General features: G+C 65.8%; 19 protein-coding genes and 1 rRNA gene (1 of these 20 running past the window's edge). 7 read left to right on the top strand and 13 right to left on the bottom strand.

Translation table 11 applies throughout. The features are described from left to right. A 16S ribosomal RNA gene (locus tag LLW23_RS11370) occupies positions 1 to 151 on the bottom strand; it reaches 1,336 nt to the left of the window's first position. 437 nt (positions 152 to 588) lie between these two features. Between LLW23_RS11370 and LLW23_RS11365 the strand changes: the two genes are divergently transcribed. Further along, on the top strand, positions 589 to 2,055 hold the full coding sequence (locus LLW23_RS11365) for a lipopolysaccharide biosynthesis protein (protein ID WP_228945605.1): 1,467 nt from the start codon (positions 589 to 591) through the stop codon (positions 2,053 to 2,055). Between the two features lie 4 nt (positions 2,056 to 2,059). Here the strand turns inward: LLW23_RS11365 and LLW23_RS11360 are convergent, their stop codons facing one another. Then, positions 2,060 to 2,488, bottom strand: coding sequence for a CBS domain-containing protein (locus LLW23_RS11360; protein ID WP_228945603.1), 429 nt, complete (start codon positions 2,486 to 2,488; stop codon positions 2,060 to 2,062). 78 nt (positions 2,489 to 2,566) lie between these two features. Here LLW23_RS11360 and LLW23_RS11355 point away from each other — a divergent pair, with 78 nt between their 5' ends. Next, positions 2,567 to 2,860 (top strand): hypothetical protein, encoded by a 294-nt coding sequence (locus LLW23_RS11355; RefSeq protein ID WP_333473765.1) that lies wholly within the window; start codon positions 2,567 to 2,569, stop codon positions 2,858 to 2,860. On the opposite strand, the gene LLW23_RS11350 is transcribed toward LLW23_RS11355, so the two are convergent. The 6 genes from LLW23_RS11350 to hisS form a co-directional block, all read right to left on the bottom strand. Beyond that, positions 2,836 to 4,356, bottom strand: coding sequence for a DUF4139 domain-containing protein (locus LLW23_RS11350; protein ID WP_228945599.1), 1,521 nt, complete (start codon positions 4,354 to 4,356; stop codon positions 2,836 to 2,838). The genes LLW23_RS11355 and LLW23_RS11350 overlap by 25 nt on opposite strands. Positions 4,357 to 4,469: 113 nt before the next feature. Continuing rightward, the gene (locus LLW23_RS11345; protein WP_228945593.1) at positions 4,470 to 5,951 is read right to left on the bottom strand and encodes a DUF4139 domain-containing protein; all 1,482 of its coding nucleotides are present in this window, start codon (positions 5,949 to 5,951) and stop codon (positions 4,470 to 4,472) included. Positions 5,952 to 6,104: 153 nt separating this feature from the next. Beyond that, positions 6,105 to 7,133 carry a DUF4167 domain-containing protein gene (locus LLW23_RS11340; RefSeq protein ID WP_228945591.1) on the bottom strand — a complete coding sequence of 343 codons (1,029 nt, stop codon included), beginning with the start codon at positions 7,131 to 7,133 and terminating at the stop codon, positions 6,105 to 6,107. A gap of 258 nt (positions 7,134 to 7,391) precedes the next feature. After that, the gene (gene prmC, locus LLW23_RS11335) at positions 7,392 to 8,240 is read right to left on the bottom strand and encodes a peptide chain release factor N(5)-glutamine methyltransferase (RefSeq protein ID WP_228948554.1); all 849 of its coding nucleotides are present in this window, start codon (positions 8,238 to 8,240) and stop codon (positions 7,392 to 7,394) included. A gap of 127 nt (positions 8,241 to 8,367) precedes the next feature. Further along, positions 8,368 to 9,441, bottom strand: coding sequence for a peptide chain release factor 1 (gene prfA / locus LLW23_RS11330; RefSeq protein WP_228945589.1), 1,074 nt, complete (start codon positions 9,439 to 9,441; stop codon positions 8,368 to 8,370). 118 nt (positions 9,442 to 9,559) lie between these two features. Then, complete coding sequence (gene hisS, locus LLW23_RS11325; RefSeq protein WP_228945587.1) at positions 9,560 to 10,873, bottom strand: histidine--tRNA ligase; 1,314 nt, start codon at positions 10,871 to 10,873, stop codon at positions 9,560 to 9,562. 49 nt (positions 10,874 to 10,922) lie between these two features. On the opposite strand from hisS, the gene LLW23_RS11320 reads away from it, so the two are divergent. From LLW23_RS11320 to ppa, 3 genes are read left to right on the top strand one after another with little or no spacing between them, the layout of a single operon-like run. Then, on the top strand, positions 10,923 to 11,546 hold the full coding sequence (locus LLW23_RS11320; protein ID WP_228945586.1) for a DUF1345 domain-containing protein: 624 nt from the start codon (positions 10,923 to 10,925) through the stop codon (positions 11,544 to 11,546). A gap of 33 nt (positions 11,547 to 11,579) precedes the next feature. Then, positions 11,580 to 13,496 (top strand): M61 family metallopeptidase, encoded by a 1,917-nt coding sequence (locus LLW23_RS11315; RefSeq protein WP_228945584.1) that lies wholly within the window; start codon positions 11,580 to 11,582, stop codon positions 13,494 to 13,496. A 40-nt stretch (positions 13,497 to 13,536) separates the two neighbouring features. Next, positions 13,537 to 14,115, top strand: a complete 579-nt coding sequence (gene ppa / locus LLW23_RS11310) for an inorganic diphosphatase (RefSeq protein ID WP_228945583.1) — start codon at positions 13,537 to 13,539, stop codon at positions 14,113 to 14,115. Between the two features lie 49 nt (positions 14,116 to 14,164). On the opposite strand, the gene LLW23_RS11305 is transcribed toward ppa, so the two are convergent. From LLW23_RS11305 to LLW23_RS11295, 3 genes are all read right to left on the bottom strand, one after another. Then, complete coding sequence (locus LLW23_RS11305) at positions 14,165 to 14,482, bottom strand: DMT family transporter (RefSeq protein ID WP_228945581.1); 318 nt, start codon at positions 14,480 to 14,482, stop codon at positions 14,165 to 14,167. 122 nt (positions 14,483 to 14,604) lie between these two features. Further along, positions 14,605 to 15,087, bottom strand: a complete 483-nt coding sequence (locus tag LLW23_RS11300; RefSeq protein ID WP_228945579.1) for a GNAT family N-acetyltransferase — start codon at positions 15,085 to 15,087, stop codon at positions 14,605 to 14,607. Then, positions 15,084 to 15,956, bottom strand: a complete 873-nt coding sequence (locus tag LLW23_RS11295; protein ID WP_228945577.1) for a DMT family transporter — start codon at positions 15,954 to 15,956, stop codon at positions 15,084 to 15,086. The genes LLW23_RS11300 and LLW23_RS11295 overlap by 4 nt, the downstream gene beginning before the upstream one ends. Before the next feature lie 280 nt (positions 15,957 to 16,236). Here LLW23_RS11295 and LLW23_RS11290 point away from each other — a divergent pair, with 280 nt between their 5' ends. Continuing rightward, positions 16,237 to 16,749, top strand: coding sequence for a MucR family transcriptional regulator (locus LLW23_RS11290; protein WP_228945575.1), 513 nt, complete (start codon positions 16,237 to 16,239; stop codon positions 16,747 to 16,749). A gap of 23 nt (positions 16,750 to 16,772) precedes the next feature. After that, positions 16,773 to 17,609 carry an oxygenase MpaB family protein gene (locus LLW23_RS11285; protein WP_228945573.1) on the top strand — a complete coding sequence of 279 codons (837 nt, stop codon included), beginning with the start codon at positions 16,773 to 16,775 and terminating at the stop codon, positions 17,607 to 17,609. A gap of 110 nt (positions 17,610 to 17,719) precedes the next feature. Here LLW23_RS11285 and LLW23_RS11280 read toward each other — a convergent pair whose 3' ends face one another. Beyond that, positions 17,720 to 18,715, bottom strand: coding sequence for an aldo/keto reductase (locus LLW23_RS11280; protein WP_228945571.1), 996 nt, complete (start codon positions 18,713 to 18,715; stop codon positions 17,720 to 17,722). Beyond that, entirely contained in the window at positions 18,712 to 19,977 is a 1,266-nt protein-coding gene (locus LLW23_RS11275) for a dicarboxylate/amino acid:cation symporter (protein ID WP_228945569.1), read from the bottom strand. Before LLW23_RS11275 ends, LLW23_RS11280 begins: the two co-directional genes overlap by 4 nt. Positions 19,978 to 20,015: the final 38 nt, after the last annotated feature.

The raw sequence follows: 20,015 nt of genomic DNA, 5'->3' as shown, positions 1-20,015 counted from the left end.
GCAGTCGTTTCCAACTGTTATTCCGAACCAAGGGGCAGATTCCCACGCGTTACGCACCCGTGCGCCACTAAGGCCGAAGCCTTCGTTCGACTTGCATGTGTTAGGCATGCCGCCAGCGTTCATTCTGAGCCATGATCAAACTCTCAAGTTCATGTCACCATTCCAACCCAGCGGAATAGCCGGATCAAAACAGGTCATCTCAGGGAGCCCAACCTGCACTTCACTTTACTGTGGATAAGTAATAGAGGACATACAGGTCAGGCTAAATTTAAACGAGTGTCCGACGCCCTGAGGCCGCCAGAACCCGCAAGCCGCCGCCCACATGTCCCTTCATCTAAACCAACAATGTCAAAGAGCGACAAAAACCGACGCCCAGTCCTACCCCAATTCCTCGGGGCGACCTCGGCGCCTTGATTGTGCTGACCACCGCGGCAACCGTGTCGGCCACCGCTGCGGTGACCCCCATCTAGGTGGAGCCGCCCACACCGTCAAACACTTTTTGCAACTTTCTTACAGTGGCCACACAAAATGACGGATTTCCGCGGGTTTTAACCTCCCGTGAAGCCGTCAGGCTGTAGCGAATCAGTCATGGTTGCCCGCGCACGCCCCTCGAATCGTACGGAATCGTTCGCGAGCCAGGTGCGCAGCGCCGTGATCTGGCGATCCGGAAGCCAGATTGCCGCGCAGATGGTGCAATGGGCCGCCACCTTCCTCGTGATCCGCATCCTCTCGCCGAGCGATTACGGCCTGTTCGCGATGAGCGGCGTGGTCATGGCATTCCTGAACATGCTGAACGGTTATGGCCTTGCGAGCGGGCTCGTCCAGCAGAAGGAAGTGACCGATCGTCAGATCCGGCAGCTGTTCGGAATGCTCATCATCGTCAATCTGACGCTGGCGCTGCTCCAGGTCGCGCTCGCCCCGCTTGCCGCCGCCTATTATCGCCAGCCCGGAGTTGCCCAGCTGCTGCGCGTACAAGCGCTGATTTACCTTGGGACACCATTCATTGCGCTCCCCCAGGCGCTACTCAGCCGAAGCATGGACTTTCGCCTGCAGGCTCGGGTCAATATCCTCGCGGCGATGGCGGGTGCCACGATGGCGCTGATCGGGGCTTTTTCAGGCTGGGGCGTGTGGACGCTCGTGCTGGCGCCGATCGCGCTGTTCGCGACCCGTGCGGTGGGCATGACGGTTGCCGCTGGGTCACTGGTGATGCCGTCGTTCGACTTCCGCGGGGCAGGCGCGCTCGCGCGGTTCGGCGGCGTCATGGCGGCGAGCCAGCTGTTCTGGTTCCTGCAAAGCCAGATCGACGTGTTCATCGCCGGGCGGTTTCTCGACGTTCACGACCTTGGAATCTACACGACGAGCCTGTTCCTGGCGCAGATCTTCGTGTCGAAATTCGTGCCGCCACTCAACGAAGTGGCCTTCTCGGCCTACTCACGAATCCAGCACGACCGCACAGCGACGGCCGCAGCGTTCGTCACTGGGGTGCGGATCGTGATGCTTGCCGCGCTGCCCTTCTACTTCGGCCTTGCCACGACAGCAGAGCCGATGGTGCTGACGATGCTCGGCGAGAAATGGGCTGGGGCGGTGCCGGTCGTGCGGTTGCTCGCGCTCGCCATGCCATTCATGACGCTGCAGGTACTGTTTTCGCCGGCCTGCGATGCGCTTGGACGGCCGGGGATCGGGGTGCGCAATGGCGCGACCGGCGCAGTGATCCTGGCACTCGGGTTCATCGTCGGCGTGCGCTGGGGTGCCACGGGGCTCGCGGCGGCGTGGATTGCCGCCTATCCGCTGTACCTTGCGGTGAGCTGCTGGCGATCACTGCCGGTGATCGGTGCGCGCTTCCGGGATGTTGCCGCAGCGATTGCCACGCCACTCCTCGCCGCTTGCGCGATGGCGGTGGTAGTGACCTTGGTAGACCAGATTACCGACTTCTCCCCCCCACCGCGGCTGGCGCTGCTCGTCGCGGTCGGCGGCGCGACCTATGCCGGGTGGCTGCTGCTGTTCGCGCGCCCGCTGGTGCGCGAGACGATCGCGCTGATCCGGCGCCCGCGATGAGGCGTCACACCTGCTGAATGTACGACCGCATCGCCTCGGCGTCGGCTTCGACGCGATCGATGCGGTATTTCACCAGATCGCCGATCGACACGAAGCCCACCAACTGGCCCTGGTCGACCACCGGCAAGTGACGGATCCGCCGCCGCGACATCAACGATAAGGCACCGATTACCGGGTCTTCGAGCGCCACGGTGATCGCCGGTGCGGTCATGACATCAGCAACGAGACGGTCGAGCACACCCATGTCACCGTCCTTGAGGCAGTAGATCACGTCGCGTTCGGAAAAGATCCCGACGACTTTATCGCCATCGAGCACCGGCACGGCGCCGATGCGTCGCTCAGCGAGGAGTGCAACCGCCTGGCGTACCGTGTCACCCGGCGTCACGGACACCACGTTCTGTCCTTTGCCATGTAGGATTGCTGCGATCGTCATCGCTCGGCTCCTCTCATCCTCGCCCGCTTGGTTGCGGTGCCGGTGGCAGAATGCGCTTCTCCACACCAGATGGGAAGCATGAGCCGGTTGGATGATCCCGAATATGCGCGATTTGCCTGGGCGCGCTTCCGCCGGTTGCTCGGCTGGATGTTCGTGGTCGGGATTGTCGCGGCGGTGATCGCGATATGGCTGGTCGGGCGCGCCTATGGCACGCTCGGCTGGATCGCCTCGCTGGCGGTGGTTGGCGGGGTCGTCGGATCGGTCGTGATGGCGGGTGCGCTGATGGGGCTGACCTTCTTGTCGTCGGGCACCGGCCACGACGAGGCGGTCGACCCGCGCGAATTGGATCACTCGGGCGCGCGGAGCGAGTAAGCAAACGTCGCACGGCCGTTCGCGGGAACGGTGACCGCCCAGATCCGCTGCCCGTTCCTCATCACGGTTTTAGCCCCGCTGGCGAACCGCTCGTCGCCGTTGCTGAAGCGCGCTTCATAGGCGATCGGCCAAGCGTTGGCGTTGCTGACGGTGAGCAGGTAGCGCTGGATGAGTTTCGCATCGGAGACGTGATCGAGAGATGCAGAGACGCGGGGGGTCGGCGGGAGATCGAGCTCGACCTCCTCGTCGATCGCTTTGTCGTCGAACGAGGGGCTGCCGAGCAGGATGGGACGCTCCGCTCCTTCCTGAAACACCATCACTTGTCCCGCCGGCAGCGGTGCGCCGAGACCGTCGGCTGTGCGGTTGCGCATTCGCAGCACGGGATGCGCGGGCTGGAGATCGCCGTACTGACCTTCGCTGACGTAGACGGTGCGGACGAGGACGTTGGCGCGCGTCATCAGCGACACTTGCTTCTGCGCCTGTGCCGCGACGGTAGTCGGCATCGGCACGGTATAGAGCTTGAAATCGCCAAGCTCGCCCTGGATCACCTCGACCGCAGGCGCCGACATGCGTGCGGCAGTGACGACGATTTCGCCCGATTCCATCGCCATCAGCGGCGCGGGAGGGGGCGGGGGCGGAGGGGGTGGGACTGCCGAGTCGCTGCCGTAATCAATGTCCGTCGGCCAGCAGCGTAACGAGAGCGCGCCGGCCTCGTAATTGCCGAACGACGGCGTTTGTTCGCGGTTGGGCTTGCCAGCGACGAGCTGCGTGCGAGCATTGGGCAGGCTTGTCACGTCGCTCGAGGCAAGCGTTACCCAGGCGGTGAGATCGGCGCGACTGTCGCCGCTGCCGGCGCGACCGCGCAACGTGATGACGTAATCCGCCTGCCAGTCGAACCCGCCGGCGAGGTAGGATAGCGTGACGGTTACCGTTACCGGCCGCGCGGCGCTGGTTGAGATTGACAGGGTCGGTCGGGCGCTGAGCCCGTCCGGCACCGAGGGCTGGACGATCGTCTCGGGCAGGCCGGAGCAGCGCAGCGCCTCATAGCCGCCGGCGATCTCAATCACCGCCGCCCCTGCCGCGCTCGATCGAATCGTCGCCTGCTGCTCGGTGACGCGGCCGGTCGCCTTGTCGGTGCGGCGGATCAGCACGCGGCGGCCTAGCGCTCGGTCGTACAGCGTGCGCGGGCTGAGCAGATCGGCGTCGAGGTTCTTTTCGGCGACATCCTGCGGCAGGCCCGAGACGATCGCGGTCTCGGGCATTATGTTGCCTGCGACGCCTTCGAAGCGGATCACTGCGGGGCCTGCGGGGAGCGTGATCGTGCGGGTTTCGGTGATCAGCGCGAAGCCCTGCGCGGCGGTGCGATCGATTGGTGTGGAAGGGTCGCGATCGGGCGCGCGGTAAAGCGTGACGGAAATGGCGGTGGGTTTGTCCGAGGTTACGAGGGTTTGGGCGGCGGCAGATGTGGCGGCAAGGCACCACAGGACGAGCGCCAAACTTCCTCTTCCCTTCAGGGGAGAGCGTTGGGGAGAGGGGCAGTGCGGAAAGGTCGCAGTCATGCCCCTCTCCCCCTGCCCTCTCCCCGCTCGCGGGGAGAGGGAGCGCATTCTCAATACCGCGTGTCGATGACGGCGGTCAGCGTCGCGCTGCCGTTCGCTGGCACTGGAACGCGCCAGATGCGCTCGTCGGCGGAGCGTTGCTCGCCCTTGACGCTCTCGGACGAGACACGTGTGTCGTGCCAGTAATTGTCGAGACCGGCCTGCACGATCTCGACTGTCACCGGCTGCGGCCGTGCGTTGGTTAATTCGTAGCGCATGGTCGTGCGGTTGAACGTTGTGGCGCGATCGATTTCCACCGTGCGGACGTTGCCGTTTTCGGTGATGCGATAGCGTTCGACGCGCTTCCATTCGTTCGCATCGATCCGCTCGCGCTTCTCGACCACCGGCTTCACCTTCACGTCGAATGCTTGGCCAGTGACGAGCGCCAGGCTCGATCCCATCGGCGTATGGCCGATCGCGCTCTCCCCGATGAACTGCGGCTGGCCCGACGCGTCGCGGATGTAAACGCGCACCGTTCCCGCGGGCAACGCATCGCCCAGACCGCCGGCGCTCGACGAGGAGACGGCGAGCACCGTCGACGCGCTCTCCGCCTCGTCCTTCGTCTCGAGCCAGTCGACGCGGTATTCATAGGCCTTGCGCGCCGGCACCGCGGCGATGCTGAGGAAGCTCACTTGCTTCTGCTGCTTGGCCGCGATCGTGGTGCGCGCGGCGAGCGGATAGAGGTAGAAGTCGCCGAGCCGCGCGCGCGCCGCCGTTTCGGTGCCGGGCTGCGAGCCGGGCGCATAGCCAGGGCGTGAGGACATGCGGCGCTGGTTGCGCTCCTGCACGCTGCCGGGCGCGCCAGCGACGAGAACCGTATCGGCGTTGACCAACGGCGTATCGTTATTGTTGCGCAGCGTGACCCATCCCTGCACGTCGATCGCGCCCTTCGCCTCGTCGAACAGCGCGACGTAATCGGCGTTCCAGCCGAAGCCGCCGGCGAGATAGCTCAGCGTCACTGGCCGGGTGCCGCCGCGCGCGCTGTCGAGCGTCACCGACAGCGTCGGGCGGGCGCGCAGATTGGGCGGCAGCGAATCGAATACGACACGCACTGGCAGGCCATCGTCGCGCAGCACCTCGATCCGGTCGCCGATCCGCATCACCACGCCGCCGTTGTTGGCGAGCACCAGCGCACGCTCGCGCGTCTCGGTCCCGGTCGCGGGATTGGTGCGCACGATCGTGATCGTCTGGCCGACCGCCTTTTCCATCAGCGCTTCGGGCGAGAGCAGATCATAGTCGAAATTCTGTTCGACGATCGTGACGCCGTCGGCTGAGAGGCGAACGGTCGCCGGGCGGATCGAGTCCGACACGTCGGAAAAGTCCTGGCGGGTGATGCCGCTGGGCAGGTTCAGCTGCCGCGTATCCTGCACCAACGCGAGATCGTTGTTGTAGATGGTGACCGCGACGTCGCCTTGCGCGCTGCGCGGCGGCGGCACGTCTTGCGCTACCGCGATCGCCGGAACGAGCGCCAGTGCCAACACCATCCGCCGCATGCACGCTCTCCCCGTTTCAGTGGAGACTAGCGGCTAGATCGCCGGGCGTCACCATGGCTCGCGCGGTCATAGTAGAGCGTTGCCGCGACAAAGAAAAAGGCCGGCCCCGCACGAAGCGGGACCGACCTTTTCAACTCAGCAAAGCGGATCGGATCAGCTCGGGACAACCTCCGCAGCCGTTACGACCGAGCGGCGGCGGCGTGGCTTGGGCGCGGCATCGTCTGCTGGTTCCGAGACACCGATCGACGGTGGCAGCACACTGGTGTCGAGACCGAGCGGCTCGCCAGCATCCGTGCCAGCGTCCGACCCGGTATCGAGCGGAGTCTTGCGCGGGCGGCCGCGGCGCTTGGGTGCAGGCGCCTCGCTGGACGGCTCGAACTGGGCGCTTTCGACCGGCGGCGTGGTTTGCGGCGCGACGGTCTGCGTCACTGGGGCGGCGTTCACCGGCTGATCGCCCGTCGCATAGCCATTGCCGGGCCGCTCGTCGCGTCGCGGCTCTGCGGCGCGGGGTTCGGCAGGGCGCGGCGTGTTATGGCGCTGACGCCCGCTCTGTCCGTCGCGTTGACGGTTGTCGTCGCGGGGGCGGCTGTCCTCCCGCTGACGGTTGTCCTCGCGGGGACGATTATCGTCGCGGGCGCGGTTGTCGTTCCCGTCCGCCCGCTGGCGGTTGTCGTCGCGCGCGCGATTGTCGTTGGTGTCGGAGCGCTGGCGGTTGCCGTCGTACTGCTGCCGATTGCCGTCGTACTGACCATTGCCTTCGTACTGGCGCTGGTTCTCGTACTGACGGGGGTTATCGTACTGGCGATTGCTGTCGCTATCGCCGCCGCGAGCCTGCTCGTCGGCGCGGATCGGCTCGCCCTCGTCGCCGAAATCGTCGTCGCCGTCGAAGTCGTTCTGCGGGCGGCGCGGCTGGCTCTGATCGTCGTAACGACCGCGCTGGTCGGCCATCACACGAAAGTAATGGTCGGCAAACTGCAGATAATATTCAGTGTTGACGCGGTCGCCCTGGCGCTGCGCGTCAGAGGCCATGTTCTTGTACTTTTCGTACAACTGGCTGGCGTTGCCGCGCGAGCGGCTGTCGATCCGATTGCCGCTATCACGCGAACCCTGGCTGCCACCCTGCGGGCGCTGTTGCTGCCCACCACGGCCACGACGGCGGCCGTTCTGACGGTTATTGATCAAATTACTGTCCTCGTCCTCAAACCAAAACCGGCCATGCTCCCGGGATCATCGGTGCAACGTTCCCCGGCCCCGGTGGAAGTCGCGCAACACGCGGCCATTCCAGAACCTGCCACGACCGCCGGACTGCAGCGGTTGCTAACGAAGGGTGGGCAACCCGCCCAAATTCAACGACTTATGTTGAGTTTGCGTGCCCCTGCCGCTGACATAGCCGGTGGAGGGGCTTTCTCAAAGAGAAATATTGTGCCGCAACGCCGCGTTTCAAGACGTAACAATCAAGCAACGGTCGAGACCCGCAAGGTCTTGCCGCACTGCTACCGTCAGCCCTGCGGCCGCGAAGATGGCGCTCGCGGCGTCGCGCTGGTCCGAGCCGATCTCGATACACGCGACGCCGCCTGGCGCGAGTTGCGCACCCAGCAGCGGAGCGATGCGGTGATAATCGTCGAGGCCGTCGGGGCCGGCGAACAAGGCGCTGGCTGGTTCGAAGGCGGAGACTTCCGGGGGTATTTCGGCGTCGATCGATACGTAGGGAGGGTTACAAAGCACCAGATCGAAGCGCCTACCGGTGCCTTTCCATCCACCCGCGGACGCTGTTGCGCGCCCGGGTGCGATCCGCTCGGCATTGCGCGCGGCGATCGCGAGTGCGGCCGGCGATGCGTCGATGCCGACGCCGGTCGCGTCTGGCCATTGATCGAGCGCGGCAAGTAGCAGCGCGCCTGATCCGGTGCCCAGATCGAGGATCGCGCGCGGGCCCGGCGTGCCCGCGAAATGATCGACCGCGGCCTCGATCAGCGTCTCGCTGTCGGCGCGCGGGATCAAGACGCCGGGGGCGACCTCGACGTCGATCGTCCAGAAGGCGCGCGTGCCGGTGATGTACGCGACCGGCTCGTGCTGCGCGCGGCGCTCGACGAGTGCGGCGAAATCGGGGGGGACGGGCTGATCGGCGAGGGTCAGCAGCAAGCGTTCGCGGGGGATACCGAGCGTGTGGGCGAGGATGAGTTCGGCGTCGAGGCGGGGGGTTTGGGAGAAGGTGAAGCGCGCGGCGGCGGCGGTAAGCGCGGCGCGAGCAGTCTCCCTCTCCCCTTCAGGGGAGAGGGTGGCCGAGCGCAGCGAGGTCGGGAGAGGGGCAGTGTCAGGGGACGGCGCTCCGGACTGCCCCTCTCCCCTGCCCTCTCCCCTGAGGGCCCCATCAAAGTAATACTTTGATGGGCTCCCTGAGCGGGGAGAGGGAGTTTGTTCAGCCATCGAGCGTCGCCAATCGCTCCGCCTCGTCTTCGGCGATGAGCGCGCCGATCAGTTCGCCCATGTCGCCCTGCAGGATTTCCGGCAGGCGATGCAGCGTCAGGTTGATGCGGTGATCGGTGACGCGGCCTTGCGGGAAATTGTACGTCCGGATCCGCTCCGAGCGATCGCCGCTGCCGACCATCGATTTGCGCGCGCCCGCACGCTCGGCGTGGAGCCGCTCGCGCTCCAGTTCGTACAGCCGCGTGCGCAATACCTTGAGCGCCTTGGCCTTGTTCTTGTGCTGCGATTTCTCGTCCTGCTGGATCACCGTCAGCCCGGTCGGGATGTGGACGATCCGCACCGCTGAGTCGGTGGTGTTGACCGACTGGCCGCCGGGGCCGGACGAGCGATAGATGTCGATGCGCAGATCCTTGTCCTCGATCTGAACGTCGACTTCCTCCGCCTCGGGCAGCACCGCGACGGTCGCGGCGGAGGTGTGGATGCGCCCGCCGCTTTCGGTAACGGGCACGCGCTGGACGCGGTGGACGCCGCTTTCGAACTTGAGGCGCGCGAACACCCCCTGCCCCGTCACGCTGGCGACGACTTCCTTGAAGCCGCCGGCGTCGCTGTCAGACGACGAAATCAGCTCGACGCGCCAGCCCTGCCCTTCGGCATAGCGCTGGTACATGCGGAACAGATCGCCCGCGAACAGCGCCGCCTCGTCGCCGCCAGTACCGGCGCGCAGCTCGAGCATCGCCGAGCGTTCATCGGCGGCATCGCGCGGCAGCAGCGCGAGCGCGAGCTTGCGATCCGCCGCCTCCAGCGCGGCTTTGTTGTCGCGCAATTCATCCTCGGCCATCGCGCGCAGCTCGGCGTCGGCATCCTCGGTCATGAAGGCGAGGCTTTCCGCCTCCTGCCGCAGCCGGCGGACTTCGGCGGCGGCCTGCGCGACGGGTTCGAGCTCGGCATATTCCTTCGACACCGCGACGAAGCGGTCGCCGGGGAGATCGCCGGTCGCCATTTGCGCGGCAAGTTCGTCGCGGCGGGCCTCGATCTGGCGGATGCGGGCGGGGGAGATGACGGTCATGCGCGCGCCGCCCCCATGATCGTCGCCCCGGACTTGATCCGGGGTCCCGCTTCTTCTTCAGCGCGGGCTAAGGCAGCGAGACCCCGGGTCAAGCCCGGGGTGACGAGGTTGAGATGCTTCATGCTCGCCGACTGACCAAGGAAATAACGCGCGACTCTGGATCTTCGTCCACCACGAAGCGTGCCGCCAGCGCATCCTTCAACCGTGCGCGAACAGGCGCTGCCTCTTCCCAAATATCGCGAAGACGGATCGATCCAAGACGATCTCTTTCAACGCCTTCCTCTACGTTGACGACGCGAACTGCACTCAGATCACGCTTAACCTTCTCGAACGCCTTCTTTGCTGAACCAGTGCGCAATGCCATGCCGGCAGAGATCCCGGCAAATCGGCTGAGCGTCAGCAACTCTGCAGCAAGCGGGGCCACAGAAGCATCAGCCGGGATAAAGAATAGCTCAGGCGTTTCGATCGCCGGCTCCTTCAACAACAACGCCAACCGCTCGACACCGGCCGCCCAGCCCACACCAGCCGTCGCCGGCCCGCCGAGACTTTCCACCAGCCCATCGTAGCGCCCGCCAGCGAGCACCGTTCCTTGCGCGCCCAGCCGATCGGTGACGAACTCGAACGCGGTGTGGCGGTAGTAATCGAGCCCACGTACCAGCCGCGCGTTGCGCTCCCACGCGACGCCTGCGGCATCCAGCCCGGCGGTTACCGCGTCGAAGAATGCGCGGGCGTCGGGCGTCAGATACGCATCGATATCGGGCGCGCTGTCGGCGATCGGGCGATCTCTGGGATCCTTCGAATCAAGGATCCGCATCGGATTTTTGTCGAGCCGCTTCAGGCTGTCCTCGCTCAGATCGCCGCGGTGCGCCTCGAAATGCGCCACCAGCGCCGCGCGCCACGCGTCGCGCGTCTCGGCGTCGCCGAGCGTGTTGAGCTGCAGCGTCACACCGTCCGCAATGCCAAGTTCGTGCAGCAACTGATCGGCGAGCGTCAGCAGCTCGACATCGGCGGCGGGCTCGGGCGCGCCGAGGATTTCAGCGTCGATCTGGTGGAACTGGCGATAGCGGCCCTTCTGTGGGCGCTCGTAGCGGAACACTGCGCCGCTCGTCGCGAGCTTCAGCGGCGCATATTGCTGCCAGCCCTCGGTGAGATAGGCGCGCGCGATCCCGGCGGTGAACTCGGGACGCAGCGTCAGCGAGTCTCCGCCGCGATCGGGGAAGGTATACATTTCCTTCGAGACGACATCGGTCGTCTCGCCGATCGAGCGGGCGAACACTTGCGTGTCTTCGAACATCGGGATTTCGACGCGCTGGAAACAGTAGAGCTTGCGGACGCGATCAAAGGTTTCGAGCACGCGAGAAAAGCGGCGTTCCTCGCTGCCGAAGATATCCTGCGTGCCGCGCACGCGATTGGGGGTCTGAATACGGGCCATCGCGGCCGCATCTAGGCGCGCGTTGCGCCGCGCGCTAGCACCCCGGCCCATGGGGATCGGCAACCGCATCGCACCAGCGCGCTTCATCGGCTTTGCGCTGGCGATGATCGCGGCGAGCGGGATGGCGGTGGCACTCGGCCAGCCGCTCGGCCGCGCCCTGATGCTTGGGTTCGATGTTGCGAGTGCTGGCTTCCTGCTATCGCTATGGCCGCTGCTCGACGACGAGAGCGACGCCATGCGACGCCGCGCGACGGACAATGACGCGAACCGCGCCGGGCTGCTCGCGCTCACCGCGATCGTCACGCTGGTGGTGCTGGTCGCAGTCGCGAACGAGCTTGGCGGGCGTACCTCAGTCGGTGAAGCGACGCTGGTAATCGCAACGCTTGCGATCGCGTGGCTGTTTTCGAACACTGCCTATGCACTGCATTACGCGCATCTGTTCTACAGTCGCGATGGCGCCAGAGACGCCGGCGGACTCGACTTTCCCGATGGTGACGAGCCCGATTATTGGGACTTCATCTATTTCGCCTTCACGCTGGGCATGACGTTCCAGACCTCGGACGTCGCGATCAAGTCACGCCGCATGCGCCGTGTCGTCACTGGGCATTGTTTGGCCGCGTTCGTCTTCAACCTTGGCGTGATTGCCTTCACGATCAATGTATTGGGCAATTGAGCTTCGCCGCGCGGCACGCTAGCGGATGGAGCCATGTATCGTCTTGTTTCCGCGAGCCTCCTGCTCGCCTCCGCCGCCATGCTTTCCGCACAAGTCCCAAGCGGCAATTCCGCGCCGCAGCCGGCGCCGTTCACCACCGCGATCCCCGATCCGGTCGATCGGCCGTATTCGGGAACGATCACATTGGATGTCGATGCGACCGACGTGACGCGCGGCATCTTCCGCGTGACCGAGACGATCCCGGTGGCGAAGGCCGGGCCGATGGTGCTGCTGTACCCCGCATGGTTGCCGGGCAATCACGGCCCGCGCGGGCAGATCGAGAAGCTGGCCGGGCTGGTGATCACGGCGGGTGGAAAGCGGATCGAGTGGACGCGCGATCCGGTCGACGTGTTCGCCTTCCACGTCGACGTGCCGGCGGGCGTGAAGACGATCGAGGCGCGCTTCCAGTTCATTTCCGCGACCAAGACCGATCAGGGGCGTGTCGCGATGACGCCCGAGATGCTGAGCCTGCAGCCCAATTCGGTCAGCCTCTATCCGGCCGGCTGGTTCACGCGGCAGATCCCGGTGACGATGACGGTGAAATACCCCGCCGGCTGGACCGCGGCGGGGGCGATCCCGGCAAAGGTGAGCGGATCGAGCTACACCTACGATCGCGTGAATTACGAGACGCTCGTCGATTCGCCGATCGTCGCGGGGCGCTATGCCAAGACGTGGCCACTATCCCCGCGCGTTTCGCTCGCGGTGTTCGCCGACACGCCGGGCGAGCTTGCTGCCACCCCGGCGCAGATCGACGCGCACAAGCGGCTCGTCGATCAATCCGTGAAGGCGTTCTTCAGCCAGCATTACGACAATTACACCTTTCTGCTGTCGATCAGCGACAATCTCGGCGGCATCGGGCTGGAGCATCACCGATCGAGCGAGAATGGCGTGACCCCGGGCTATTTCACCAAGTGGGACGACGGCCCCGGCCGCCGAAACCTGCTGCCGCACGAATATGCGCACAGCTGGAACGGCAAGTTCCGCCGCGGCGCGGGTTCGTGGACGCCCGATTTCCGCACGCCCATGCGCAACTCGCTGCTGTGGGTGTATGAAGGGCAGACGCAGTTCTGGGGCTATGTGCTGCAGGCGCGATCGGGGATCGTGTCGAAGCAGGACACACTCGACCAGATTGCCGCGATCGGCGCACTGTATGAGAGCCAGCCGGCGCGGCAGTGGCGCGATCTGCTCGATACCACCAACGATCCGATCATCTCGGCGCGGCGGCCCAAGGGCTGGTCGAGCTGGCAGCGCAGCGAGGATTATTACAGCGAGGGGATGCTCATCTGGCTCGAAGTCGATTCGAGGCTGCGCGAGCTTTCGGGCGGCAAAAAGTCGATCGACGATTTCGCCAAGGCCTTCTTCGGCGTGCGCGATGGCGACTGGGGTGACCTGACCTATACGTTCGACGATCTCGTCACGACGCTGAACGCGATCCAGCCTTATGACTGGCGCACGCTGCTGACCCAGCGGCTGACCGAACATGCCAAGGGCGCGCCGCTCACCGGGCTGGAGCGCAACGGCTATCGCCTGATCTACACCGCCGAGCCGACGCCATCGTTCAAGAGCGGCGAAAAAGCGCGCAAGGTGGTGGATCTGACCTATTCGGGCGGGTTCGTCGTCGGCGCGAATGCCGAGGTGACGTCCGTCACCTGGGGTTCCGCGGCGTTCGATGCCGGGCTGACGGTCGGCACGATGATCGTGTCGGTCGATGGCGTCGCCTATTCGGACGATCGGCTGAAGACGGCGATTGCTGCAACAAAGGATAGCAAGCAGCCCGTGCAATTGTGGATCAAGAACGGCGACCGGTATCGCCAAGTCGCGCTCGACTGGCACGGTGGGCTGCGCTACCCGCGGCTCGAAAAAATCGGCACGGGAGAGGCCGGATTGGATCGCTTGCTGTCGCCGCGCTGACTCGCGGCGATTTTTCTTCATTCGTACAAGAGGACCGATCATGCGCATCGACATGATACCGACCGGCGAGAATCCGCCGCATAGCCTGAACGTCATCATCGAGGTGCCGACAGGCGGCGAGCCGGTGAAGTATGAATTCGACAAGGCCAGCGGCGCGCTGTTCGTCGATCGCATCCTTCACACGCCGATGCGCTACCCGGCGAACTATGGCTTCGTGCCGCATACGCTGTCGCCCGACGGCGATCCGCTCGACGCGCTGGTCGTGTCGCGCACCCCGTTCATTCCCGGCTGCGTCGTACGCGCGCGGCCGATCGCGGTGCTGAACCTGGAAGACGAGGCCGGCGGCGACGAGAAGCTGGTGTGCGTGCCGGTCGACCAGACCTTCCCGTATTATTCGAAGGTCGGCGAGCGGGAAGACATGCCCGAGATCGTCTTCGAGCAGATCGAGCATTTCTTCACGCACTACAAAGACCTCGAGAAGAAGAAGTGGGTCCGCATCGGGAAGTGGGGCGGCGCCGACGAGGCTCGGCAGATCACAGTCGAGGCGATCGAGCGCTACAATGCCGCCAAGGCGCAGGGCGAAGAGCCGCACGACCACGACGTACCCGGGCGCGACTGATTGCTCCCAGCCCCTCTCCCGTTCGGGAGAGGGGTACCAGACCGGCGCCTCAATGCGCGGTCAGTTTCAGCCCTGCGATGCACGCCACGACGGCGAAGATCAGCGCGATCCGCACCGGCGTCGCAGGCTCGCCGTAGAAGGCGATGCCGACCAGCACGGTGCCGAGCGCACCGATCCCGCCCCACACGGCATAGGCCGTCCCCATCGCGATCGAGCGCGAGGCCTGTTCGAGCAGCCCCATCGACAGCGTTACCGACGCGAGGAAACCGGCCGTCCAGCCGAGATGGCGGAAGCCGTCGACATGCCGCAGGCAGGTGGTGAACCCGACCTCGAACACGCCACCGATGATCAGCAAGAGCCACGGCATCAGGACGCTCCGGCGCGCGAATGTTGAGGAAGTTGAGGCTGTCGCGCGGTTGTTCTCAGCATCGGCGTCCTTCCGTCCTGGCGCATTGCTTTATGCCATGATCGCGCAGCCGTAGGACAGCGTCAGCCGCGGCCGGCGAGCGTGAGGAGCGCAGGCCCCGACACGCGCTGCACCGTCCATTCGTCCTGCGGCACGGCGCCGCGCGATCGGTAGAAATCGAGCGCAGGGGTGTTCCAGTCGAGCACCCACCATTCGAAGCGCGCGCAATCGCGGTCGACCGCGATCCCGGCCAGCGCATGGAGCAGCGCCGCGCCGGCGCCCGATCCGCGCGCCTCGGGCGTGACGTACAGATCGTCGAGCCAAATTCCGCGCCGCCCCGTCCAGGTTGAAAAGGTGTGGTAGAAGATCGCAAAGCCGATGCTGATGCCATCGCGTTCCGCGATCAGCGCCTCGACCGCTGGTTTCGCGCCGAACAGGCCGTCGTGGAGCATCGGCTCGGTCGCCTCGACCGCATCGGGCTCGCGCTCGAAGGCGGCGAGCTCGCGCACGAAACGGAGCATCGTCGGCACGTCGGCCGGGGTCGCGGGGCGGATGGTGACGGTCATGCGGCATGCTCCAGGCTTTGCGCGGCGATGTCGCGGCGGCGCGCAGCATAGACGCAGGCGGCGACGATCACGACTGCGCCGATGAACGTGTAGAGCGACACGCGCTCACCGAAGATCACAAAGCCGAGCACCGCAGCGTACACGAACGAAGTATATTCGGTCATCGCGAGATAGCCCGCCTCGCCGTGCGCGTACGCCCAGGAAAGCAGCATCATCGAGACGAACGCGAGCCCCGCCGCGAGCGCGAGCGGCGCCAGCGTTTCGGCGGGCGGCAGAGCGGCGAGCCATGGTGCGGCACAGCCCAGCATCAGCAGGATCACCAGCGACTGGAGACACGCCGTTTCCGCCGGGCGCGCGGCGAGCGATTGCAGCCGCGCGAGGATCAGATTCACCGCGTAGAGGACGGCCGAGGCAAGCACTGCCAGCGCGCCCGCAAACGCCTCGGGCCCGAGCGCCGCGCGCGACTGGCCGATGAAGATCGTCGCAATCCCGAAACTGGCCGCGAACGCTGCCCAGATCGTGCGGCGCGAGACATGTTCCTTCAGCCAGCGCGCGGCGAGGAGCAACGCCAGCAGCGGCGCGATGTACGACAGCGCGATTGCTTGCGCCATCGGCACGCGCGCAAGTCCCCAGAAGAACAGCAGCGCCATCGCGCCGCCGACGATGCCGCGCGCCACATGCAGCAGCATCGCGCGCCGCGACGGCCGGCGATAACCGATCGCGCCCCATGCCACCGTGCCGAGCGCGACATTGCCGACCATCCGCCACAGCATCGTGTTGTAGACGCCGATCGCGAGCACCAGCCCCTTCATCACCGCATCCATGATCGAGAACAGCCCGATCCCGATCGCGGCGACGAAAAAGGCCATGCCAACCGACAGGGATTTTGAGGACGAGCCGTGGATCATGCGGGCCGCGATATCGGCCTGCGCTAACGATGGCGAGGACGCATTGTGATGTAGATCAGCAGTATTCTGTAAGTTAATGCCAGATGAACGGCAGAATAGATTGAAATGCAACGAAACATCAAATGCAGGAGTTTGAGGATGAGCAAATTGGGTTCGTAGCAAAAGATTGCGGAGCCTAACATCGACGGTTGACGCACAAAACCGACTTGCTATGGCAACAAAAAAGTAAAAGGAACGTCGCATGATTGAAGATACCGTCGATACCAACGCGGTCGAACTCGCCACCGAACTCACGATCGCATGGCTGTCCAACCCCAACACGCGCGCGTCGAGCGACGAGGTGCCGGGGTTCCTGCAGAAGATGCATGAGGCGGTAAATCAGCTGACGACCACGGGTATCTCCACCACGACCGAAGAGCCTGCCGGTGACTATTCGCCCGCCGTGTCGGTGCGCAAGTCGCTTGCCTCGAAGGATCACATCATCTCGATGATAGACGGCAAGCCTTACAAGACCTTGCGTCGTCACCTTGCCGGCCACGGCCTGAGCCCGCAGGAATATCGCCAGCGTTATGGCCTGAAGTCGGATTATCCGATGGTTGCCGAAAGCTATTCCGAGGCGCGGCGCGCGATGGCGAAGAAGATCGGCTTGGGCCGCAAGCCCGGCATGATGCGCAAGGGCGCCGAAGCCACCGAGGCCGCGGCACCGGCAAAGCGCGGCCGCAAGCCGGCCGCCGCCGCCGCTAGCGAAGAGTAAGGGAGCAGGCGCGGAGGCGTCGGGTGGCCAGCTTGCTGCCCGACCTTCGCGCGGCACTCGGCGGGCGCATCCGTGCGCTCGTCGGCTCGGGCGAGATTGACCTGTCGCGGCCGCCCGGCGACGATGGGCTGTTCGGCCCCGGCTCCGCGGCCTGGCGGATCCATGGCGATTTTTCCGCAATGATGATTGGTGGCGTTTCGGCGCTGCTGTTGCAGATGCTCCACCCGCTCGCGCTGGCGGGGATCTGGGACCATAGCGATTTTCGTCGCGACCGGCTGGGCCGGCTACGCCGTACCGCGCAATTCATCTCGGTGACGACCTTCGGCAGCACTACCGCCGCCGAGGGCGCGATCGGACGCGTGCGGTCGATCCACAATCACGTATCGGGCGCCCTGCCCGACGGCACACGCTATGATGCCAACGATCCCGCCTTGCTGACCTGGGTGCATGTCGCCGAGGTCGACAGCTTCCTGCGCGGCTATCTGCGATATCGCGATCCGGCGGTTACGGGCGCCGAACAGGACCGTTACTTCGCGGAGACTGCGACGATCGCGCGCCGACTGGGCGCGCGCGACGTGCCCGAGACGCGGCGTGAGGTTGAGGCCTATTATCGCGCCGTCCGCCCCGAGTTGCGCTTCGATGCGCGGACGCAAGAAGTGGCGAATGCGCTGCTCGCGACCGGGCCCGACCCGACGAATGGCGCGGCGCTGGCGATCATCGCACCGGCGGGGCTCGATCTGCTGCCGCCGTGGGCCGCGGCGATGCATGGACGGGCGCCCTCAGCACTGGCGCGGCCGGCGGTGCGGCTTGGCGCGCGCGGGATGAGCAATGTGCTGCGGTGGGCGCTGGCGCGGCGTTGACTTGAGTAAAACGCCGTCACCCCGGCCCTGAGCCGGGGTCCCGCTTTGTTCGGACGGCAGCAAAAGAAGCGGGACCCCGGATCAAGTCCGGGGTGACGGCATTGCTAGGTTTAGATCCGCACCATCTTCATCATCGCGGCGTGATAGCGCGGGCCGGCGGTGCCGCCGCGGGGGGCGGCTTCGTTGAGCAAAGCGAGGTCTGCGGTCGTCAGGACCACCTCGGGCGCCTTGGCGGAGTCTTCCATCGTCGCGCGGCGCTTCGATCCTGGGATCGGGACGATCGTGCCGGCCTGCGCGAGCAGCCACGCGAGCGCAACTTGCGCGGCGCTGGCGCCATGGCTGTCCGCGACGGACTGGACGACGTTGACCGCGGCCATGTTGGCCTCGAAATTGCCCTCGGCATAGCGCGGATCGTTGAGGCGATAGTCGCCCGGCTTCAGCTCGTCGCGCGAGCGGATCGAGCCGGTCAGGAAGCCGCGGCCGAGCGGGCTATATGGCACGAAGCCGATGCCGAGTTCTTGGCACGCCGGCAGTATCTCTTCCTCGACGTCGCGCTCCCACAGCGAATATTCGCTTTGCAGCGCGGCGATCGGGTGGACCGCGGCGGCGCGGCGGATCGTCGCGACGCCCGCTTCGGACAGGCCGATATGCTTGATCTTGCCCTCGGCCTTGAGGTCCGCGAGCGTGCCGATCACGTCCTCGATCGCCACGTTGGGATCGACGCGATGCTGGTAATAGAGATCGATCGTCTCGACACCGAGCCGCTGGAGCGATCCTTCGCAAGCGCGGCGGATGTTCGCCGGCTGCGAGTTCACGCCGAAATTGCCGTCGGGTCCGATGAAGCCGAACTTGGTCGCGATGACGATGCCGTCCCGCCGATCCTTGAGCGCACGGCCGAGCAGTTCTTCGTTGAACAGTGGGCCATAGACTTCGGCCGTATCGAAAAAGGTGATGCCGAGATCAATCGCGCGGTGGATCGTCGCGATGCTTTCGTCGTCATTGGCCGTGCCGTAATTGATCCGGCCGCCTTCCTTGCTGGCCATCGGCATGCAGCCGATGCCGATTGCGGAAACCTTCAGCCCGTCACCCAACATCCGATAGTTCATGCCGCATCCTCCAGCAGAGTGTCCGCCTCGTCTTCGCCGGCCCGTTCGCCGCGCGCCAGCGTTACGGTGGTCGCGAGATCCCACATGACGTTGCCGAGCGTGCGCACAATATCGGGCATCGTCTCGACCGCGACAAGCAGCCCGAGCGGTGCGGTCGGCGCCCCGATCGCAGCGCAGACCGGCGCGACCGAACTGACGTAGCTGACCGTGCCGGGCAGGCTGACCGCGCCAAGCGACATGAGCGCCGCGACCAAAGTGCCGACCGCAAGCGCGCCACCCGAGACCGGCACGCCGAACCAATGCGCGATATAGATTGCGACAGCGAGATTCATCGCCGGCCCGGTCGCGCGCAGCAAGGCCACCGCGAGCGGCAGCGTGACGCCGGCGGTCGCGACCGGCACGCCGAGCGAGCGAGCGCTCGTGAGCATCGCGGGCAGGCTGGCAAGCGAGGATTGCGTCGACACGGCGACCGCCTGGCTCGGCAGCGCGGCGCGCGAGAAGCGCGCGAGCGACACGCGCCCGCCAAGCATCGCCATCGGATAGGCGAGCAGCGCAATAACGACGCCGACTCCCGCGACGATCAGGATGTAATGGACCAACGCGGAGAAGGCCCCGCTGCCGGCGCGCGCGCCGACTACCAGCGCCAGCGCGAATACGCCGACCGGGCCGGCCCACAACACCCAGCCGATCACGACCAGCATCGTATCGCGCACCGCGGTGAACACGCGCACCAGCAGCGCGCGCAGCTCGGGCTCGATCCGCATCAGCGCGAAGGCGAAGACCAGCGCGAAGATGATCATCGAGAGGAAATTGCTCTCCGCCATCGCGCGCACGACATTGGCGGGGATGATCCCGGCCAGGAATTCACCGAGCGGCGGCACAGGCGGGTTGGGGGCCACCCCCGTAAGCGCGCCGCGCAGCGCGGCGGCGGACTCGGCGGGCAGCGGCGCAAGGCTCAGGAACAACGGCGTCACCAGCGCCGCCGTCACCGCCGAGGCGAGCATGATGACGAGGTACAGCCCGACCGCACGCCCGGCGAGCCGGCCGGCCTGCGCTGCCTCCGCCGTCGCGGCGACGCCCGTCACCAGCAGCGAGAAGACCAAAGGCACGATCGTCATCTGCAGCGCGTTGAGCCACGCCTGGCCGATCGGTTGCGCAATCGAGGCGGTCGGCTCGACTGCGCCCGGCGCATAGGCCGCGAGCAGGATGCCGCCGACGAGACCGGCGACGAGCGCGAAAAGAATACGGGTGGATTGTGACATCGGGCCCTTCACAAGCAACACAACCGTGGGCTTGTTCC

This window comes from Sphingomonas radiodurans, from assembly GCF_020866845.1.
Classification (GTDB): Bacteria; Pseudomonadota; Alphaproteobacteria; order Sphingomonadales; family Sphingomonadaceae; genus Sphingomonas; species Sphingomonas radiodurans.
Note: the sequence above shows the minus strand (reverse complement) of the source record. Positions and strands in the feature narration are given on the sequence as shown.

What these genes read in the sequence shown, in the direction of transcription:
- LLW23_RS11365 (WP_228945605.1), top strand. Translation starts at nt 589, where the DNA reads ATGGTTGCCCGCGCACGCCCCTCGAATCGTACGGAATCGTTCGCGAGC.
- LLW23_RS11360 (WP_228945603.1), bottom strand. Translation starts at nt 2,488, where the DNA reads ATGACGATCGCAGCAATCCTACATGGCAAAGGACAGAACGTGGTGTCC.
- LLW23_RS11355 (WP_333473765.1), top strand. Translation starts at nt 2,567, where the DNA reads ATGAGCCGGTTGGATGATCCCGAATATGCGCGATTTGCCTGGGCGCGC.
- LLW23_RS11345 (WP_228945593.1), bottom strand. Translation starts at nt 5,951, where the DNA reads ATGCGGCGGATGGTGTTGGCACTGGCGCTCGTTCCGGCGATCGCGGTA.
- prfA (WP_228945589.1), bottom strand. Translation starts at nt 9,441, where the DNA reads ATGACCGTCATCTCCCCCGCCCGCATCCGCCAGATCGAGGCCCGCCGC.
- hisS (WP_228945587.1), bottom strand. Translation starts at nt 10,873, where the DNA reads ATGGCCCGTATTCAGACCCCCAATCGCGTGCGCGGCACGCAGGATATC.
- LLW23_RS11320 (WP_228945586.1), top strand. Translation starts at nt 10,923, where the DNA reads ATGGGGATCGGCAACCGCATCGCACCAGCGCGCTTCATCGGCTTTGCG.
- LLW23_RS11315 (WP_228945584.1), top strand. Translation starts at nt 11,580, where the DNA reads ATGTATCGTCTTGTTTCCGCGAGCCTCCTGCTCGCCTCCGCCGCCATG.
- ppa (WP_228945583.1), top strand. Translation starts at nt 13,537, where the DNA reads ATGCGCATCGACATGATACCGACCGGCGAGAATCCGCCGCATAGCCTG.
- LLW23_RS11305 (WP_228945581.1), bottom strand. Translation starts at nt 14,482, where the DNA reads ATGCCGTGGCTCTTGCTGATCATCGGTGGCGTGTTCGAGGTCGGGTTC.
- LLW23_RS11300 (WP_228945579.1), bottom strand. Translation starts at nt 15,087, where the DNA reads ATGACCGTCACCATCCGCCCCGCGACCCCGGCCGACGTGCCGACGATG.
- LLW23_RS11295 (WP_228945577.1), bottom strand. Translation starts at nt 15,956, where the DNA reads ATGGCCTTTTTCGTCGCCGCGATCGGGATCGGGCTGTTCTCGATCATG.
- LLW23_RS11290 (WP_228945575.1), top strand. Translation starts at nt 16,237, where the DNA reads ATGATTGAAGATACCGTCGATACCAACGCGGTCGAACTCGCCACCGAA.
- LLW23_RS11280 (WP_228945571.1), bottom strand. Translation starts at nt 18,715, where the DNA reads ATGAACTATCGGATGTTGGGTGACGGGCTGAAGGTTTCCGCAATCGGC.
- LLW23_RS11275 (WP_228945569.1), bottom strand. Translation starts at nt 19,977, where the DNA reads ATGTCACAATCCACCCGTATTCTTTTCGCGCTCGTCGCCGGTCTCGTC.